Annotated in this window: 20 protein-coding genes and 1 other annotated feature; of the genes, 15 read left to right on the top strand and 5 right to left on the bottom strand. The window is 32.5% G+C overall.

The window, feature by feature from the left end:
- Nucleotides 1-283: 283 nt before the first annotated feature.
- From QVO42_RS06335 to QVO42_RS06325, 3 genes are all read right to left on the bottom strand, one after another.
- A complete protein-coding gene (locus QVO42_RS06335; RefSeq protein WP_022425307.1) occupies nucleotides 284-1,222 on the bottom strand; it encodes a 3-hydroxyacyl-CoA dehydrogenase in 939 nt (312 codons plus the stop codon).
- Between the two features lie 192 nt (nucleotides 1,223-1,414).
- Nucleotides 1,415-2,695 carry a glucose-6-phosphate isomerase gene (locus tag QVO42_RS06330; RefSeq protein WP_022425306.1) on the bottom strand — a complete coding sequence of 427 codons (1,281 nt, stop codon included), beginning with the start codon at nucleotides 2,693-2,695 and terminating at the stop codon, nucleotides 1,415-1,417.
- Nucleotides 2,692-3,051, bottom strand: a complete 360-nt coding sequence (locus QVO42_RS06325) for a CvfD/Ygs/GSP13 family RNA-binding post-transcriptional regulator (protein WP_006506415.1) — start codon at nucleotides 3,049-3,051, stop codon at nucleotides 2,692-2,694. Before QVO42_RS06325 ends, QVO42_RS06330 begins: the two co-directional genes overlap by 4 nt.
- Before the next feature lie 172 nt (nucleotides 3,052-3,223).
- Here QVO42_RS06325 and QVO42_RS06320 point away from each other — a divergent pair, with 172 nt between their 5' ends.
- The 4 genes from QVO42_RS06320 (at nucleotide 3,224) to hpf (ending at nucleotide 5,834) form a co-directional block, all read left to right on the top strand.
- Nucleotides 3,224-3,433 carry a hypothetical protein gene (locus QVO42_RS06320; protein WP_022425305.1) on the top strand — a complete coding sequence of 70 codons (210 nt, stop codon included), beginning with the start codon at nucleotides 3,224-3,226 and terminating at the stop codon, nucleotides 3,431-3,433.
- Nucleotides 3,434-3,637: 204 nt separating this feature from the next.
- Nucleotides 3,638-3,865 (top strand): NifU family protein, encoded by a 228-nt coding sequence (locus tag QVO42_RS06315; RefSeq protein WP_022425304.1) that lies wholly within the window; start codon nucleotides 3,638-3,640, stop codon nucleotides 3,863-3,865.
- Between the two features lie 179 nt (nucleotides 3,866-4,044).
- The gene (gene metK, locus QVO42_RS06310) at nucleotides 4,045-5,190 is read left to right on the top strand and encodes a methionine adenosyltransferase (protein WP_022425303.1); all 1,146 of its coding nucleotides are present in this window, start codon (nucleotides 4,045-4,047) and stop codon (nucleotides 5,188-5,190) included.
- A 107-nt stretch (nucleotides 5,191-5,297) separates the two neighbouring features.
- Entirely contained in the window at nucleotides 5,298-5,834 is a 537-nt protein-coding gene (gene hpf / locus QVO42_RS06305) for a ribosome hibernation-promoting factor, HPF/YfiA family (protein WP_022425302.1), read from the top strand.
- A gap of 72 nt (nucleotides 5,835-5,906) precedes the next feature.
- Here hpf and mnmL read toward each other — a convergent pair whose 3' ends face one another.
- Nucleotides 5,907-6,839, bottom strand: coding sequence for a tRNA modification radical SAM protein MnmL/YtqA (gene mnmL / locus QVO42_RS06300; RefSeq protein ID WP_022425301.1), 933 nt, complete (start codon nucleotides 6,837-6,839; stop codon nucleotides 5,907-5,909).
- A 44-nt stretch (nucleotides 6,840-6,883) separates the two neighbouring features.
- Here mnmL and QVO42_RS06295 point away from each other — a divergent pair, with 44 nt between their 5' ends.
- The 8 genes from QVO42_RS06295 to QVO42_RS06260 all read left to right on the top strand — a co-directional run bounded on the left by QVO42_RS06295 (nucleotide 6,884) and on the right by QVO42_RS06260 (nucleotide 15,091).
- Nucleotides 6,884-8,587, top strand: coding sequence for an ABC transporter ATP-binding protein (locus tag QVO42_RS06295; protein WP_022425300.1), 1,704 nt, complete (start codon nucleotides 6,884-6,886; stop codon nucleotides 8,585-8,587).
- Nucleotide 8,588: 1 nt separating this feature from the next.
- The gene (locus QVO42_RS06290; RefSeq protein WP_022425299.1) at nucleotides 8,589-10,373 is read left to right on the top strand and encodes an ABC transporter ATP-binding protein/permease; all 1,785 of its coding nucleotides are present in this window, start codon (nucleotides 8,589-8,591) and stop codon (nucleotides 10,371-10,373) included.
- A gap of 46 nt (nucleotides 10,374-10,419) precedes the next feature.
- Nucleotides 10,420-10,619, top strand: a binding site (T-box leader).
- A 42-nt stretch (nucleotides 10,620-10,661) separates the two neighbouring features.
- Nucleotides 10,662-13,058, top strand: a complete 2,397-nt coding sequence (gene leuS / locus QVO42_RS06285) for a leucine--tRNA ligase (RefSeq protein ID WP_022425298.1) — start codon at nucleotides 10,662-10,664, stop codon at nucleotides 13,056-13,058.
- A 111-nt stretch (nucleotides 13,059-13,169) separates the two neighbouring features.
- Nucleotides 13,170-13,355 carry a hypothetical protein gene (locus QVO42_RS06280; RefSeq protein WP_022425297.1) on the top strand — a complete coding sequence of 62 codons (186 nt, stop codon included), beginning with the start codon at nucleotides 13,170-13,172 and terminating at the stop codon, nucleotides 13,353-13,355.
- The gene (locus tag QVO42_RS06275; RefSeq protein WP_022425296.1) at nucleotides 13,345-13,632 is read left to right on the top strand and encodes a hypothetical protein; all 288 of its coding nucleotides are present in this window, start codon (nucleotides 13,345-13,347) and stop codon (nucleotides 13,630-13,632) included. Before QVO42_RS06280 ends, QVO42_RS06275 begins: the two co-directional genes overlap by 11 nt.
- Nucleotides 13,633-13,918: 286 nt before the next feature.
- Nucleotides 13,919-14,179 (top strand): type II toxin-antitoxin system prevent-host-death family antitoxin, encoded by a 261-nt coding sequence (locus tag QVO42_RS06270; RefSeq protein WP_022425295.1) that lies wholly within the window; start codon nucleotides 13,919-13,921, stop codon nucleotides 14,177-14,179.
- Entirely contained in the window at nucleotides 14,169-14,480 is a 312-nt protein-coding gene (locus QVO42_RS06265) for a type II toxin-antitoxin system RelE/ParE family toxin (RefSeq protein ID WP_022425294.1), read from the top strand. The genes QVO42_RS06270 and QVO42_RS06265 overlap by 11 nt, the downstream gene beginning before the upstream one ends.
- 68 nt (nucleotides 14,481-14,548) lie before the next feature.
- Nucleotides 14,549-15,091, top strand: a complete 543-nt coding sequence (locus QVO42_RS06260) for an ATP-binding protein (RefSeq protein ID WP_502685363.1) — start codon at nucleotides 14,549-14,551, stop codon at nucleotides 15,089-15,091.
- Between the two features lie 28 nt (nucleotides 15,092-15,119).
- Here QVO42_RS06260 and QVO42_RS06255 read toward each other — a convergent pair whose 3' ends face one another.
- Nucleotides 15,120-16,469 carry an MATE family efflux transporter gene (locus QVO42_RS06255; RefSeq protein WP_022425292.1) on the bottom strand — a complete coding sequence of 450 codons (1,350 nt, stop codon included), beginning with the start codon at nucleotides 16,467-16,469 and terminating at the stop codon, nucleotides 15,120-15,122.
- 138 nt (nucleotides 16,470-16,607) lie between these two features.
- Between QVO42_RS06255 and QVO42_RS06250 the strand changes: the two genes are divergently transcribed.
- The 3 genes from QVO42_RS06250 (at nucleotide 16,608) to QVO42_RS06240 (ending at nucleotide 19,273) form a co-directional block, all read left to right on the top strand.
- On the top strand, nucleotides 16,608-17,291 hold the full coding sequence (locus tag QVO42_RS06250) for a response regulator transcription factor (RefSeq protein ID WP_022425291.1): 684 nt from the start codon (nucleotides 16,608-16,610) through the stop codon (nucleotides 17,289-17,291).
- Nucleotides 17,292-17,303: 12 nt separating this feature from the next.
- On the top strand, nucleotides 17,304-18,410 hold the full coding sequence (locus QVO42_RS06245; RefSeq protein WP_022425290.1) for a sensor histidine kinase: 1,107 nt from the start codon (nucleotides 17,304-17,306) through the stop codon (nucleotides 18,408-18,410).
- Nucleotides 18,411-18,511: 101 nt separating this feature from the next.
- Nucleotides 18,512-19,273 carry a C39 family peptidase gene (locus QVO42_RS06240; RefSeq protein WP_022425289.1) on the top strand — a complete coding sequence of 254 codons (762 nt, stop codon included), beginning with the start codon at nucleotides 18,512-18,514 and terminating at the stop codon, nucleotides 19,271-19,273.
- The last annotated feature ends 165 nt before the right edge of the window (nucleotides 19,274-19,438 follow it).

Here is a 19,438-nt window from a genome sequence, read left to right as displayed (position 1 = left end):
ACGTGGGTTCGATTCCCATCACCCGCTCCAACTTAGGAACAAGTCAATCTTCGGATTGACTTTTTTTATATCTGTAAACTATTTTTTATAGTAACCTTGAATTACCAAGATCAAATCGCAATGACAAAGCAATCTTTGAGTATGAACAGGAAATCTCTGAGGATGCAGTAGCAATTGATACAAAAAAAGTATTTGCTGATTTGAAAAAATCACTTTAAATAAAAACGATGTAAAAATAAATGCCAGGAGGGTAAACTCCTGGCATTTATTATAGCTTAGTTACTTATTTTTTGTACTTATAGAATCCTTCACCAGTACTATATCCTAGTTTTCCTTGATCAATATATGACTTCAACATCTTATGCATACCTTTAAAATTATAAGGTGCTAAGAAACCAGGAATCTTCACATACATACCTACAATCTCATAGGCAGTCTTTAATCCTACTGTATCAAGAATCTGGAACGGTCCTTTAGGTGCACCAGTACCTAAAGTCCATGCCTTATCGATACTTTCAGGATCAGAGATACCATTGACCATTAAATCCATACCTGAGAATAATAATGGAATCAACATAGAATTGAGTAGATAACCAGACTTCTCTTTATTGACTGGTAATGGAATCATTCTAATCTCTTTCGCAAACTTCATGACTTCATCAAAATATGCTTTATTTGTTTTATCCTGCATCATAACTTCTGTCATATTATTTTTCCAAATTGTATTTGCAAAGTGTAATGCAAGAAATTTATCAGGTCTACCAGTAAACTTAGCTAATTTGCTAGGAAGCATAGTAGAAGAATTAGTCACTAGAATTGTCTTATCAGGAAGTAGGGGAGCCATCTTTGTATAGACATCCTTCTTAGCTTCCATATTTTCTGTCATAGATTCAATGACTAAATCAGCATGTTTAACTGCTGTTTTCATATCAAGTTCTAGCTTTATTGTAGAATAAGCACGTTCTACCTTCTCTAGGCAGTTCTCTTTATCAAAATCATCATAGCCTGCAATACCCATACACCATGTATTGATAGATTTATCAATATCCATAAGATTAATTGCATCAATGTAAGACTGCTTGATAGAATCAAGCTTAGGCTGTGTACGTCCAATACTGCTTTCACTTCTTAACCAGATTGTTACATCAAAACCACAATATGCTGCCTGGAATGCAATCTGTGATCCTAGAACGCCACCACCCATAATAGTAATGTTCTTCATGTTTGTCTCCTTTCTAGTAAAATGAAAACAGAAGAACAATTTCTTCTGCTTCACTACTATCTTTTTAACATTATCTAACTTCCATTATACTGATTAAAAAAAGATTATCTACTATACTTTGTGAAAAACATCACAATTTCTTACAAACTCATCACATTGTACAAAAAAATCCCGCAATTGCGGGATTTCTTATTAATATCCAGGCTTAGCTAAAAGCTTGAACATATTCTTTTTATAAACTTCAACACCTGGCTGGTTGAATGGGTTAACACCTAATAGGTAAACGCTCATTGCACAAGCCTTTTCGAAGAAGTATACCATATAACCAAAGCTATATGCATCAACATGATCAAGAGTGATCTGGATGTTAGGTACGTTACCAACATTTACATGGGCATCAATAGTACCTTCACATGCTTTCTGGTTAACATAATCAACTGTCTTACCAGCTAAATAGTTTAAACCATCTAAGTTATCTGCATCACTAGGGATTTCTAAGTTCATCTGAGGTTCTTTGATTTTTAATACAGTTTCGAATAAAACCTTAGAACCTTCCTGAATGAACTGTCCTAATGAATGAAGGTCAGTTGAGAAAGTACCACTTGTAGGTAAGATACCTTTTCCTTCTTTACCTTCAGATTCACCAAATAACTGTTTCCACCATTCAGAAGTCTGCTGTAACTGTAAGTTATAAGTTACAAACATTTCAGCTGGGTAACCAGCCTTCAATAACATCTGTCTTGCAACACCATACTGATAAGCATCGTTTGTAAGAAGATCTGGATTGTTGTATTTATCCTGTGCATCTTTAGCACCCTTTAACATTGCATCAACATCGATACCAGCCATTGCGATAGGGAATAAACCTACTGCAGTTAATACAGAATAACGTCCACCGACATCATCAGGAACTACGAATTCTGTATAACCTTCCTGGTCAGCTAAAGTCTTTAATGCACCCTTATGAGCATCTGTAGTAGCAACAATTCTTCTCTGAGCTACTTCTTTACCCTTAGTTTCTTCAAGTAATTCTTTGAAGATTCTGAAAGCAACTGAAGTTTCAGTAGTTGTACCAGACTTAGAAATTACATTAATACCGAATTCTTTATCTTTTACATAGTTCTTAACCTGTGCTAAATAAGTAGCAGAGAATGTATTACCAATATAGATGATCTGAACCTTGTTTGTTGGGTAAAGACCATTGATTGCTTCAATAGCAGCTCTTGCGCCTAAGTAAGAACCACCGATACCACAAACTAATAAAACATCAATTTCTTCAGATAATTCTGCAGCTTTTTTCTTAATGTTTTCTACTTCAGTCTTGTTGTAGTTAGTAGGTAAGTCAACCCATCCTAAAAAGTTATTACCTGCTCCTGTTTTGTTGTGGATCATATCATGAACTTCTGCGACTCTGTCCTTATATGATTCCATGCTTTCTGTTAATTTAGCTTTACTTAAATCAACGTTGATCATACATCTTCCTCCTTTGCGATTCCTCGACTGATCCATCGAGGCATCATTTCTCTTAGTGGATTAAAACCCTTAGGTGTTTCCACGATTGACTTTCTTTTGCGAAAACGTCTCTTTTTCGCGACTGCTTTTAAAGAAAGCCTTGCCTGGTGATGGACGTTATCTATATCAATGACTTTTACCTTAACCTGTTCTCCATAAAAGACAAATTGATTTACGTCACGAACAAATCCATCAGATATTTCTGATATATGGATTAATCCGCTACTTCCATCAGGCAATAAAGCAAATGCACCATATGGTTGAATACCAGTAATGGTCACATCAACAATGTCACCTACATGAACTTGATGTTCCATTGCACGCCTCCAATCAACTGCATTATAGCATAATTATAATAGTGATAAAAGAATAGATAATAATAATTCTTTAATGTGAAAAAGATAAATAATTTGTATTTAATATGATATACTTTACAAAAAAATGAGTATGGTATAGTTAGTATATGCTAACACAGTAGAGGAGAACCATATGAAGAAAAAAATATTATATATTTTGGTTGCTGCATTACTCTATATACTCACACAAGTTCCAACTATAGTAAGTAACTATAAGTTTGAAGCTGGAATATGGGATATTGAATTGTGTAGATATGTTCTTATGTCTGTAGGATGGATGATTGTCATACTCTATGTCATTCATTTTATATTGGATTATATTAAGAATATGGGCGATGAATAACATTGAAGAACCCTCAGGGGTTCTTTTATTATGCTTGATAAGAATCATAGAATATGTATAAAAAATAGCGAATTATGCTTAAAAATGTGCAATCTATTAAAATTGTCTAATAAATAAGTATGTTTTTTAGTGATTCTATAGGGTATATCACTTTTCTTTTTTATTTTGTGTGTTATAATGGTCAAGCAGAAGCGAGGTGAAATCATGGAAGAAAAGATTGAAGCCATTAAGGAAGTCATTCATAAGTTGAGACCCTATCTACAAAGAGATGGTGGAGACTTAGAATTCGTTGATTTCAAAGACGGCATCGTTTATGTACATATGCTTGGTGCATGTGCAGGATGCATGATGTTAGATTCTACTATTAAAGATGGTGTTGAACAGATCTTAGTAGAAGAAGTTCCAGGCGTTATTGAAGTACAGGCAATTTAATTAAATATTTTTATACTCTTATTCAGAACCACACAGATGAGGATCGTTTTAAAGTGGTGGCAACCCTTATATAGAAGGTGCCTTGACCAAGCAAGTATTACTTGAACAATAAGAGGAAGCAGATTACTACGCTTTCCTCTTTGAGGAGAGCTTTTTTATTACAGGAGGAAAAGAAGAAAATGGAAAAGAACTTATTTACATCAGAATCTGTATCAGAAGGACATCCAGATAAGCTTTGTGATCAGATCAGTGATGCAATCTTAGATGAATGCTTAAGACAGGACAAATATTCACGTGTAGCTTGTGAATGTTTTGTAACAACTAATTTATTAGTCATTGGTGGAGAAATTACAACGAATGCGAAAGTAGATTATGAAGCAGTGGCTCGTGATGTAATGAGAAGAATCGGCTATACGGCTGAAGATTTAGGTATTGATGCAGATACTTGTGAAATCAAGGTAGTCATGGATACACAGTCTAGTGATATCGCATTAGGTACAAATGTAGAAGTAGGTGGTGCAGGTGACCAGGGTATCATGTTTGGTTATGCAACAAATGAAACTGAAACATATATGCCTTTACCAATCTCTATGGCTCATGAATTAGTACGTTATGCAAGTGAATTAAGACATAATGGTACATTCAAATATGCAAGACCTGATATGAAATCACAGGTTACTATTGACTATACAGATGAAAATAATCCAAAGGTTGATACAATCCTTATGTCTATCCAGCATGATCCAGATTTCAATGAAGAAGAATTCAAGACATTCATTAAAGAAAAGATCATGAAAGAAGTTGTTAGAAAACATCATATGAATGAAGACTATAAGGTATTCATTAATCCAACAGGAAGATTTGTTATTGGTGGTCCTCATGGTGATACTGGTTTAACTGGACGTAAGATTATTGTTGATACTTATGGAGGAATGGCAAGACATGGTGGAGGCGCATTCTCTGGTAAAGACCCATCAAAGGTAGATAGAAGTGCAGCTTATATCACTCGTTATATCGCTAAGAACATTGTTGCAGCAGGATTATGTGATCGTATTGAAATTCAGTTATCTTATGCAATTGGTGTAAAGGATCCTACAAGTGTGCATGTTGATACTTATGGAACTGGTAAGGTAGCTGATGAAGTGATCTTAGATGCAATCAAGAAAGAATTTGATTTAACTCCTCAGGGGATCATCAATACATTAGATTTATTAAACCCAATCTATGGACCAACAGCTGCTTATGGACACTTTGGTCGTACTGATGTTGAATTCCCATGGGAAAAATTAAATAAAGTAGAAGACTTAAAGAAATACTTAGCTTAAAGAAGACATTAACGTCTTCTTTTTTTATATTTTATGTCAAGAGTGTTTTTTTAGTTTTTTTTATGTATAATATAGGTATAGAAAGAATTGTAAAGGAGGAATTAATTATGAAAGTTATTGTCAGAGGTAAAAACGTTACAATTACAGATGCTATTGAGGACAAGATTACTAAAAAACTAGCATTGCTCGACAAGTACTTCATCATGGGACAAGATGTGGAGGCTAAGGTTTTAATTAGAACTTACCCATTTGGTCAGAAAATTGAAGTTACAATTCCTACAGAGTATGTTCTTCTTCGTGCAGAAGAAACAAGTGATGATCTTTATGAAGCAATCGATTTAGTTATCGATAAGCTAGAAAGACAGATCAGAAAGTACAAGACAAAGTTAAGTAGAAAGTCAAAGAATAATAAACTCGCTTTCAACATTAACACTTTAGAAGCTCTTGAAGAACCTGAAGAAGAAGATGTTGTCGTTAAGACAAAAACAATTAATCCAAAGCCAATGGACATGGAAGAAGCTATCATGCAGATGGAACTCATTGGTCATTCATTCTTCGTTTATAAGGACATCGAAACTAATACAGTATGTGTTGTCTATAAACGTAGAGATGGTGGATATGGTCTTCTTGAAACAGAAGAATAATAAAAAGAAATCTGGCTTTTGGCCAGATTTTTTTAATGTCCTTAAGAAATTCTTTCTTTTCCTTCGTATATATTATTTGAGGGACACAAGATCTCCCTGCATAATATCCTGAGCTTTCATATATTTATCGATATCATTAAGAATTGTTGTTTTCTTAATAGACCATAAAGGAGCTACTAATTCTTCTAATGGTGCATCTCCAGTCAGTCTTTCTATGACTACATGACTTGGAATATATTCTAATTGTCTTGCAACTAAAGAAATATATTCATCTCTTTCTAACATCTTAAAAGGATAATAGAGCTTATAAAGACGACTATTCTGAGTCACATAGAGATTGTGAATCTTAATACCTTGAATATCTAGTTTTCCTACCGCTTTCGCAGTCTCCAACATCATCTCTATTGTTTCATTAGGTAAACCATTAATAATATGCACACAGACTTCTAAATGATGTCTTCTTAACATAGAGAGTCCATCTAAGAATTCTTGATAAGTATGACAACGATTGATTTGTTTTGCGGTAGTATCATGAATAGTCTGTAAGCCTAATTCTATATAGACATCTGTTTTCTTAGATAATTCTTCTAAATAAGCACATATTTCTTCAGTGAGGCAGTCTGCACGTGTCGCAATCGCAATACCAACAACATCCTTCATACCAATAAATGGTTCATAGATCTTCTTTAATTGATCTAAAGAAGCATAGGTATTTGTATATGCCTGGAAGTAGGGAATAAAGACAGCTTCAGGCCACTTTCTTTTCATTACTTCTGCACCTGCTTTAAACTGCTCTAAAAGAGAATCACTATCTAGAATAAAGTCTCCAGAACCTTTCTCAGAACAGAATATACAGCCTCCAAAGCCTTTTGTCCCATCTCTATTAGGACAAGTAAAATGGGCATCTAAAGAGACCTTTGCGACTTTTTTATGATATCTCGTTTTTAAAAAATAATTGTATGTATGATAACGCTTGTTATCTAAAGAATATGGAAAAGGATTCATTTTTTATCACCTGGCTCATTATAACATAAAATGGAGGAAAAAATATGCTAGAACTTAAAGACTTAACTGTGAGTTATGATATTTGTATATTGGATCATGTGAATTATATATTTCCAGATACTGGTTTAGTAGGAATCAAAGGACCTTCAGGCTGTGGAAAGTCTACACTTCTATATTGTTTATGTGGATTACTGCAATATAATGGCACAATTACTTTTAATCATGAAGTGATAGATAAAAAATTTAGTAAGATGATCGGCTTTATTAAACAGAATAATGATCTTATTCCTTCTTATACAGTAGAAGAGAATATCATGACTGGATGTTATTTTGGACAGATTGATTTTGATAAGAAAAAGATGGATAAGATTATTAGACGCTTAAAAATAGAAAAGTTTATGAAAAGATATCCTGATGAACTTTCTATTGGACAGATGAAACGTGTATCTATTGCCCGTGCCTTGTTAAAGGATGCACCTGTACTTTTATGTGATGAACCTACAGGTGCCCTTCATTATAAACAGGCAAAAGAGGTTATGACACTCTTAAAGGAAGTATCTGAAGATCGTTTAGTCATCGTTGTTTCTCATGATACATCTCTATTAGATGAATATGTCGATATACTCATAGAGATGAAGAACCAGACATTACATACAATTAAAGACAATCATATAGATAAAGAAGTACTTATTCCTCAACATAAGAAACACTTCTCTATGCGTTATAGTTTTAAAGAAGTATTGGGAGAAAGAAAGAGACTCGCATTACTCTCACTTTTTCAGATATTAGTCATTGTAACATCTCTAGTGATTATAAGTGGTTTAAATGGTCTTTCTACCTCTATAGAGAAATCTTACAGGGAAGCACCACTTAAAGATATTGTAACTATATCCAGTCATGATGGAGAACCATTGTCTTTAAAAGAAAAAGGTACTAAACATTTTGATATAGAAAGTGGGTATATCAAAGGAGTTAATGCCTTGTTGATTCGTTTACCTAAAAAGACAAAACATATTAAATTAATATCAGGACATCTGCCTCATCATACAAATGAAGTCATTATCACCAATAATTTATCTCATAAACTTAAATCAGAATTCACATGTCACCTCTTAGAAAATGAAACATATAAAGTAGTGGGAGTAATAGAAGATAATTTCTACCAAGATCAATTGGTTTGTTTCCATCATGATATAGATAAAAAATATCCAGATTTATTAAGAGATGACAAAATAGATGTAGTCACAAAGGATCCTGAAACTCTTATTAAACGTTATGAAAAGAACTATGAAGTAGATAATGATGTATATATGAAGAAGATGAGTTATGGAACACTTATTTCTATTGGTCGTATGATTGCGTTAGTTTATATGATGATTAGCTTATTTGTGGCAATAGAACTTACAAAAACAGTCTTCTCTTCTTTATATTTAGAAAGAAGCCGTTCTCTTGCTTTGAAAATTTCTATGGGTGCATCTTATAAACAATTACAGCGTGAATCAAAGATAGAAATACTTATTATAGGCACATTTATTTACTCTCTCAGCATAGTGATGTTTATTATTATTCTTTCTATTCTCCCGCTCACATCCTTTAAGAGTTATTTCCATTTTACCTGTCTTGCATCTCCTTATTATTTCTATATTATTTTCTATTTTCTCTATCTTCTTATACTCATACTTTCTGCATCTGCACCGTTTATTCGTATTAAGAAAGAAAGTATAGTCTCATTACTCAGGGAGGAATAATATGATTCAACTTAAATCAATCAACAAGCGTTATCTACATGAACATGTCTTAGAAAACATTACTTGTACTCTTCCTGATACAGGATTTGTATCACTTGTTGGGCCAAGTGGATGTGGGAAAAGTACTTTACTTCATATTATTGCTGGACTAGATCATGATTACTCAGGAGAAGTGATATATGAGAAGAATAAGAAAGTTTCTATCATTTTTCAGGACTTTCATCTTATACCTTGGCTTTCTATTAATAATAATATACGTCTCTATGACTACTTTCATAAATCATCCTATACATTGGATGAAACATTAACTAAACAATTTAAGAATACTTCAGTTAATGATCTTTCCTTAGGACAAAGACAACGAACAGCGATAGAGCGTGCACTTTATTATGATCCAGATATTATTCTATGTGATGAACCAACAGCTTCACTTGATCCAGATAATGCAGAGAGAGTATTAAAGATGTTGAAGCAGCGTTCTCATTCTTCTCTTGTATTATTTGTATCCCATGATAAAGCATCAGTAAAACAATATAGTGATCGTATTATAGAGATGAAGGATGGATGTATTATAAAGGATACACTTATTCAAAAGACAGAAAGTTATCCTAAAGAGAATCATAGTAATAATAAAAGGTGTTATTTTCCTATACTTAAATTAACTATCCAATCATTCTTAAGTAGTCGTAAAAGATTTTTTCAGATGTCATTTTCTCTATCTATCGCATTATTATGTTTGATGATGACTTTTACCTTTACATTCTCTTTTCGTAATACTATTTATCAATATCTTTCTTCATTGATTCCACAAAAGTCTATTACTTATAAATTACGTAATGATGATCCGCTCTCTTTAACTCATTTCAATGAAGCATCCTATCATTATTTAAATCTTGATGATTATGATCTCATGGGAATCTCTCATAATAGTCAAAGATATCAGAAGAATGAAGTTCTGTTTATATCTGATGACTCGTCCTATACCACTCATTATATATATGGTAGAGCTCCACAAAATAATGATGAAATTGCGGTACCTCTCTCTACTGCAAGAAAGCTTGCACAAAAGAATAAGGTCAATACATTACTTAATACAACTTGGACAATCTATTATAAGCATCAATTAAAGATAAAAGGAAAAGAAGTAAAGATAGTTGGTATTTCTCCACAAACCTATAATTATGATGCCTTTTATATGTATGAATATGCCAATTATCATTGGATAGAGTCTATCTTTAATCAAACACCGACTGCAAGATATGGTATGCTGAAATATAAGGAAGATAAATCCATTATAGATTCTTTAAAAAAGAATTATCCTGAATATGAGTTTAAAGCAATGGGGGAATCGACTCAAAAAACTTTTAATCAGAATATGAATAGAATCCAGATGGTTCTAGTGGTATTCTCTATTCTCACAATACTTTCTTCTATATTTATGATTATGGAAATCATGATTCTTCATGCGATGCATTTAAAGAAGGATCATGCCATCATGAAGGCCTATGGTGAAAAGAAGATACACATTTTCAAGATATCTTTCTATCAATGTTTGATTCTTCATTCTTATAGCTATGTGACAGCATCTCTCATATTACTTGGTATTATGAAGATAATGAATCAAATAATCCCACAGATTACAGACTTTCCTATGCATATCACTTTCCAGCCTCTTATTATGTTGATATTGTGGATTGGTTCTTTCTTATTAGTTTGTTTCTCTACACTATTTAGTATTCTTTATATTATCAAACTCAATCCATCCCGCATCCTTAAAATGAGATGATACTTCTTGCAAATAATGGGAAATTATGATAAGGTGTGTAAGTATATGAAAGTCAAGGAACTAGAGTAGTAGATGGTCATACTTTTTAAGAGAACTTATGGCTGGTGTGAATAAGTAAAGTCATCCATTGAACTCGCTAGGGAGATGGGTCTGTGATAAGCAGATCACGTATTGCTGCGTTAAAGCATTAAGCGCATGAATCAGTCTTCATGAACTAAGGTGGTACCGCGAGTTCTCGTCCTTAGACATGAGGACTTTTTTTATTTTAAAAGTGGAGGAGACAAAATTATGACTTATGATCATAAGATAGCAGAAAAGAAATGGCAGAAATACTGGGAAGAGAATAAGACATTCGAAACAGATGTTTATGATTTCTCAAAGCCTAAATACTATGCCTTAGACATGTTCCCTTATCCATCAGGACAAGGTCTTCATGTTGGACATCCAGAAGGATATACAGCAACTGACATCATGTCAAGAATGAAGAGAATGCAGGGATATAACGTATTACATCCAATGGGATTTGACTCATTTGGTTTACCTGCTGAACAGTATGCAATCAAGACAGGTAACCACCCTGAAGGATTTACATTAAAGAATATTCAGACTTTCACTAAACAGTTAAAGATGTTAGGTTTCTCATTTGACTGGGATAAGCAGGTATCTACTTGTGATCCTAGCTTCTATAAATGGACTCAGTGGATTTTCAAACAGTTATATGAAGATGGTTTAGCTAGATATGTAGATATTCCTGTTAACTGGTGTGAAGAATTAGGTACAGTACTTGCAAACGATGAAATCATCGATGGTAAGAGTGAACGTGGTGGATTCCCTGTTATTCGTAAGAATATGAAACAGTGGGTTATTGATATCCCTAAATATGCTGAAAGATTACTTGCAGGATTAGAAGAAGTTGATTGGCCAGAATCTACTAAAGAAATTCAGAGAAACTGGATTGGTAAATCAATCGGTGCTCATGTTGATTTTAAGGTAGATGGTTATGATGATAAATTCACAGTATTCACAACACGTTGTGATACATTATTTGGAGCTACTTATTGTGTATTAGCACCAGAACATGAATTAGTAGAAAAGATTACGACTCCTGATAAGAAGGATGAAGTAAAAGCTTACTTAGATGTATGTGCAACTAAGTCAGAACTTGAAAGAACTGAATTAAATAAAGAAAAGACTGGTGTCTTCATTGGTGCTTATGCAATCAACCCAGTAAATGGTAAGAAGATTCCAATCTGGATTTCTGACTATGTATTAGCTGGTTATGGAACAGGTGCTATCATGGCTGTTCCTGCACATGATGATCGTGACTATGCTTTCGCAAAGAAGTTTGGTATCGATATTATTCCAGTATTAGAAGGTGGAGATGTTACTAAGGAAGCATGGACACAGGATGGTGTACATATTAACTCTGACTTCTTAAATGGCTTAGATAAGCAGGAAGCAATCGATAAGATGTTAGACTGGTTAGAAGAACATCATTGTGGTTCTAAGCATGTTAACTATCGTTTAAGAGAATGGATCTTCGCAAGACAGAGATATTGGGGTGAACCAATTCCAATCATTAACTTTGATGATGGAACATCTGTTGCATTAAGTGATGATCAGTTACCACTTATCTTACCTGAACTTGAAGATTATAGTCCATCAAAGACAGGGTCTTCTCCATTAGATAAGGCTGTTGACTGGGTTAATGTAGAAGTAGATGGTAAGAAGGGTAAGAGAGAAACAAGTACAATGCCTGGTTCTGCAGGATCTTCTTGGTACTTCTTAAGATATATTGATCCACATAACGATAAGGCTATTGCAGATCCAGAATTATTAAAGCATTGGATGCCAGTTGATTTATATGTTGGTGGACCAGAACATGCAGTAGGACACTTATTATATTCACGTATGTGGAATAACTATTTATATGATAAGGGTATCGTACCAGTTAAAGAACCATTCAAGAAGCTATACCATCAGGGTATGATTCTTGGTCCAAATGGTGTGAAGATGTCTAAGTCAAAGGGTAATGTTATTAATCCAGATGATATTGTAGAAGCATATGGTGCAGATACATTACGTTTATATGAAATGTTTATGGGTCCTCTTGAAGCATCTAAACCTTGGAGTGAAACAGGTGTGGAAGGTTCAAAGAAATGGTTAGAACGTGTTTATAGACTGTTTGTTGAATCTGATAAGTTAACTGATACAAATGATGGTTCATTAGACTTCGTATATCACTCAACAGTTAAGAAGGTGACTGAAGACTATGAAAACCTTGGCTTTAATACTGCTATTTCACAGATGATGATCTTCATCAATGAAGCATATAAGGCCAAAGCAGTTTATAAGCCATATGCAGAAGGTATCGTTAAGATGCTTTCATGTATTGCACCTCATATCTGTGAAGAAATGTGGGAAAAACTTGGCCATGAAGGAACAATTGCTTATGAAGCATGGCCAACATATGAAGAAGACAAGCTTGTTGTATCTACAATTGAAATTGCAGTACAGGTAAATGGTAAAGTACGTGGACGTTTATCTATTAATAAGGATCAGGAAGCTGAATCTGTTAAACAGCAGGCATTAGAACTTGAAAATGTTAAGGCACATACTGATGGTAAAGAAATTAAGAAAATCATTTATGTTCCTAACAAGATTGTAAATATTGTAGTTAAATAATTCGTTAAGGCATCTCTCACTTAGGAGATGTCTTTTTTGTTGGATAAATGAATGATTTTTTATGATAGCGAAAGAGGATATGTTATAATAATATCAAGGAGGCGATATAGTATGGAAATGAAACATCATTTAAGAAAGATGACATTTGAAGGTAAAAGTTATAATGTTTTAACGGATGAAGAATTAGAAGACTTAATTGTTTCTGAGATTTATGATAGAAAATATAAAGAGGGAAATGTAGAACTAGTAGATTTTGATCAATTTGTGAAAGATCGAGAAGAAAAATATGGCTTATAAAGTTTTTCTTGATAAAGAAGTTATCTATAAATTAGATCAAATTGATAAGTATTGCATAAATCATTATAATAACTATTCTTTTGGGAAGAAGCTGTTTAATCAGATTGAAAGAGTACGAAGTACTATTCAATATAATCCTAGGTTATATCCTGAAATAAGACCTTATCATCATAAAATAGTATTAAGTGGGTTAGGATATAAGCTTTATTATATTGTTGATGATTATAACAGTGTGATTGTTATCTATAGATTAATGAAATTTTATGAAAGGTATTAGAAAGATGGTATTGATGAATATCATCTTTTTGTATGCTAAGAAATTACAACAGAAAGCTCATTTGTACTTTGTTGTTCTGCTAAGTAGTAGTTATATAAATAAGGAAAATGGTACAAGTGGCAAAGTAAACTACTTCGATTTAATTCGATGATTAGGAGGATGAATTAAAAGGTGTTCAGTTTTCCATATAGATGAAGGACACTTAATAAATTTGAAAGAGGAAATTTATTTTTGGTTACAGGTTATAATTATGGTATAATTATCCCATAATTAGGAGGTGCTAAAGATGCCACAAATCATTCCAATTAAAGATTTGAAGAAAACTTCGGAAATTTCTGAGATGTGTCATACTACAAATGAACCTGTATTTATTACCAAAAATGGTTATGGAGATATGGTGATTATGAGTATGGAAGTATATGAAGAAACAATGAAAAAATTAGATATATACAGAAATATTGAAATCTCTGAAGAACAAGTGAAGAATGGTCAGGTAAAAGATGCCAAGAAATCACTTGAAAACATGAGGGCAAAATATGAGCTATAGGCTAAATATTACTAAAAATGCAGATGAACTGGTGGATCATCTTGTTTACTACTTGATTTATTGTTTAAAAAATAAACAAGCTGCTAGACATCTGTTAGATGGCATTGATATGATTTATGACAATCTGATTGAGAATCCATATCAATATCCACTATGCATTGATCAATATTTAGCTAAAAAGTATTACAGAAATGCAATTGTTTCTCAAATGAATTACAGTGTTGTTTATGATATTAAAGATAATGAAGTAAATGTTTTAGGTATATTTCATCAGCTTGAAAATATTAGAGATAAACTTTAATGGTATGTTACTATAGTAGAATTAATGTATCATAAAAGGCGGATTTATTTAATGCTTCATTAGAAGATATAATGAATGGAGTTCAAACGTATCGTAATCCTAAGTTGGTTCATATATTTGATAAATTGGAAATGATAGAAAACTTTGGAACGAGGATACCTAGAACAATCTATAGTTATGAAGATTATGATATTCAACCTGAATTTAAAATAACTAATAATTTTTTTGTGGTTACTTTACCAAATATCAATTTTTACAATGAATTAGAAAGTGGCCAAGTAAATACGAAAAATAACGCTAATGGCCGATTAAATGACCGAATAAATGCGCAAAATAAGACAGATGGCCTATTAAATGCCCAAGAAAATGAACAGAATAATATGGATGATCAATTTAATGAAAGTATTAGTGAATTAGGAAAAGAAATCTTAATGATTATTATGCAGAATCCAGGGATTAGAATCCCAGAAATAGTAATTAAATTGTCTGAACGAGATAAAATAGTCAGTTATTCTAAAATTAGAAATGGTATTAGAAGAAATCTTCTAGATTATGTTGAACATAGAGGATCAAAAAAATCAGGTAGATATTATTTGAAAGATAAGTTTTAGAAATATAAGAAAAGGCAATAGAGGATGACTAAGCCATCTCACTATTGCCTTTTAGTAATGCATGTATTTTTATTTTATATGATATATAAAGCAGTATTGCTGCACCTGTCCAAGCAAGTACTTCTGCTAGATAAATCCCATTCTGTCCTAAGAATATAGGAAAGATGAGGGCAACACTTACACGAATAAATAGTTCCACAATACCTGATACCATTGGAATAAATGTATTCTCCATTCCCTGTAATGCACTTCTATATGAATGAAGCATATATAGAATTGGTAGACATACAGCCATAATAAAGAGATACTTATAAGAAATAGTAAGTACCTTATTAATCTGATCAGGTGTACCTGAAATAAAGAGTAATAAGATATGCTTACCAAATAGAACCATAGAACTACCAATAATCACTGAAGTACAGAATGATAAGAAGGCAGCCTGTGCGACACCTTTTTTAATACGTTCATACTGCTTAGCACCAAGGTTCTGACTATTGAATGTTGTAATAGCATAACCAAATGAAATAGCGGCTACTTCTAATAAACCGTATAACTTATTTGTGGCAGTAAATCCCGCAATAAATAAGAATCCAAAACGATTGACTACTGACTGTACCATAATACCACCAATAGAAATAATGAGGTTCTGGAAGGCAAGAGGTGAACCTAACTGTAATAAGTTCTTGATGATCTTTTTTTCAAACTTAAATTTAGTGAGTTCTAACTTGAATGGTAATTCCTTCTTTAACATATAGAGACAGAATATTGCAGTTAAGAATTGTGCTAATAATGTTGCAATCGCAGCACCTGCAATACCCCATTTAAATACCACTACAAATAATAAATCTAAACAGATATTTGTGATTGCTCCTCCAATCATTGCTAGTAATGGTGTACGGCTATCACCTAAAGAACGTAATATACTAGAAAAACAGTTATAAAACATTGTGATAGTCAAACCACTGGACATGATTCTTAAATACGTAATAGAACCTTGAATAACGTTAGATGGTGTATTCAATAGAGTTAATAATGGAACGATAGATAATTCTGCAACAACTGTTGTAAGGATAGAAAAGAAAGCACATAAGAAGAAAATCATATGCATAGATCTTTTCATATTTCCATAATCTTCAGCTCCAAAAGTACGTGAGATACGAATAGAGAATCCCTGTGTAAAGCCCATTACAATTCCTAAAATAGCCCAGTTGATCCAGTCTGCAGCGCCTAGACTCGCCAAGGCATTAACCCCTAAGAACTGTCCTACAATCATTGTATCTACCATTGTATATAATTGCTGCAAGATATTACCTAACATAAGTGGTAATGCGAATAAGAATATAAGCTTTAATGGTTTTCCTTTAGTCATGTTCTTCATGTTTATTTCCCTCCACACAATGCGATTATCATATCATATTATTTATGACTAACTCTAGAGGGAATTTTCAATAATTAAGAAAGTATTAATAATTGATAGGAATGTAAATGATATAATGATGCATAAGAGGGGATATTTATGAATATATTAGTTGTAGATGACGAGAAAGAGATTACAGATTTAATACAAATCTATTTAGAAAATGAGAATTTTACTGTATATAAGTACTATTCTAGTCAGGATGTATTAAGAGATATTGATGATTTAAAGATTGATTTAGCTATCTTAGATGTGATGATGCCTGATATGGATGGTTTTTCTTTATGCAATACATTAAGAAGAAAGTATAAGTTTCCTATTATTTTTGTAACCGCAAAGGTAGAGGATATTGATAAAATCAATGGTTTAAGTATTGGTGCAGATGATTATGTCACAAAGCCATTCCAGCCATTAGAACTTGTTGCACGAGTCAAAGCACAGCTAAGACGTTATAAGAACTATAATGAAAAAGAAGAAAAGAATGAAATAGATTTTAGAGGAATACGTATTAATAATGATACAAGAGAATTCTATTTTAAGGAAAAGAAGATAGAACTAACTAAAACAGAATTTGCGATATTATGGGAATTATGTCTTCATAGAGGAAATGTTGTAAAGAGTGATGACTTATTTTTAAAGGTCTGGGAAGAAGATTATTATAAGAGAGATAATAATACAATCATGGTGCATATTAGACACTTACGTGAAAAGATGCATGATGGTGGAAGAAATCCTAAATATATAAAGAAAGTTTATGGAGTAGGCTATAAGATTGAAAAATAAAGGATGGATGATATGGAAACTAATACGATCTTAAAGAAGATTTATAAACGTACACTATTACAATATATAGCTTATACAGTAGGGCTGTTAGTTGTTTTTGTATTGGCAGTCTATCTAGCTGCTTTTTTTGATTTTCAATGGGTCTATGATTTTGATTCTAATATTTATACGTTTCTAGCGTTCTTTTATAATATTGTGAAGAATCCACTCTCGCTTCTGTTGTTTTTATTAATCTGTATAGTGATTTCTTTTGCGTTTATAATTCATCATCTTTATAAACAGACATCCTATTATATGGATGCATTGACTCATGCATCTCATGAATTAATAGATAAGAGTGTAGACTATATCACATTACCAGAAGAACTTTATGATATAGAAAGACGATTTAATGAACTAAAGAGTGAATCAATAAAGAATGAGAGACTTGCAAGAGAAAGTGAACAGAAGAAGGATGAACTCATTGTTTATTTAGCTCATGATATTAAAACACCATTGACTTCTATGATTGGTTACTTATCTTTATTAGATGAAATTAAAGATATGCCTGATACTCAAAGAGAGAAGTATATTAATGTTGCATTAGATAAATCTTATCGCTTAGAAGATCTCATTAATGAATTATTTGAAGTAGCTCGTTATAATTCAGAAAAGATTATTCTAGAAAAAGAAGATTTAGATATTCGTCTGATGCTCGAACAAATCATTGATGATTTCTATCCTGTATTAGTAGAACAGGAAAAGAATATCCATCTTAATCAAGATGAAGATATCATATTATATGGTGATGCGGATAAACTTAGCAGAGTCTTTAGTAATGTGATTAAGAATGCGATTAGCTATAGTAAGGATCATACTGATATCAATATTGATGTTCATAGTACGCATGATGATGTCATTATTAAAGTCATCAATAAAGGAAAAGAAATACCTAAAGAAAAACTAAATCGTATATTTGAAAACTTCTATCGTTTAGATTCAGCACGTACTTCAAGAACAGGTGGAAGTGGTTTAGGTCTCGCTATTGCCAAGGAAATAGTGGAACTTCACCATGGTTCTATCTTTGCATCAAGTAATAAAGAAGAAACAGTCTTCACAATTACTCTTCCAAAAAATTAAGAAGTTCATAAGAATTCTATAAGAATGTATTAAAGAAGCATCTTCATTTGTATTGGTAAAATACAAGTAATAAAGATGCTTTTTTAAGGAGATGAAAACATATGAAAAAAATAATCATTGTATTGCTTTGTGTATTCTCAATTCTTATAGGTCATATAGCTTATAATATAAGTGGTGGTGTAAGTGGACTAAGAGAAGATATTGGTTTAGAAATAAAAGCGCGTTTTAATTCTAAACTACGTACTATATTAAATAATAAGGATCAATATCCTGATGCAATGATTCAATCACTTTATCGTAATGAAGAACTTATTGATTTTGTTTACAACTATCCAAGTAAAAAAGGACATGTTTATACAGATACAATAGGTGCAGTCACAAAAGGACATTATCCTCTCTTACTTCAATATGATCAAAGATGGGGCTATGGAAAGTATGGATATAATGTGATTGGTATGAATGGCTGTGGTCCTACGAGTGCGGCAATGATTATTGCAGGATTAACAGGAAGAAATAACATCACCCCTTTAGATGTGGCATCATATGCATATAGTCATGGCTATTATCAAGATGAAACATCCTGGTCTTTCTTTACTGAAGGTATGAAACATTATGGTATTCATGGAAGAAACATACCCCTCTCTTATTCTTCTATGAAGAATGAAATCATGAATGGTAGACCTCTTATTTGCAGTATGAAACCAGGAGACTTTACTACTACAGGACATCTTATTGTGATTAGAGGAATGAAGCAGGGGATGTTTATTGTGAATGATCCTAACTCTATAAAAAGAAGCAATCGTTTATGGAGTTATGATACTCTTTCTAAACAGATTAGAAATATATGGTCGTTCTCAAGATAGAATATCTTGGAAATGATTTTCTATAGAACTTAAAGGGAAAATACAGCTAATTGAATGCAAATGTAAGGTTATGATATAATGTGGGTGTAATAAATCGGAGTTTGAAGCGGAGGTGTATTATGAATATAGGATTTTGGTCGTGTATAATTTTGGTAATACCATTTC

The sequence above is a fragment of the Catenibacterium sp. CAG:290 genome, from assembly GCF_000437715.1.
GTDB classification, from domain to species: Bacteria; Bacillota_I; Bacilli_A; order Erysipelotrichales; family Coprobacillaceae; genus Catenibacterium; species Catenibacterium mitsuoka_A.
Note: the sequence above shows the minus strand (reverse complement) of the source record. Positions and strands in the feature narration are given on the sequence as shown.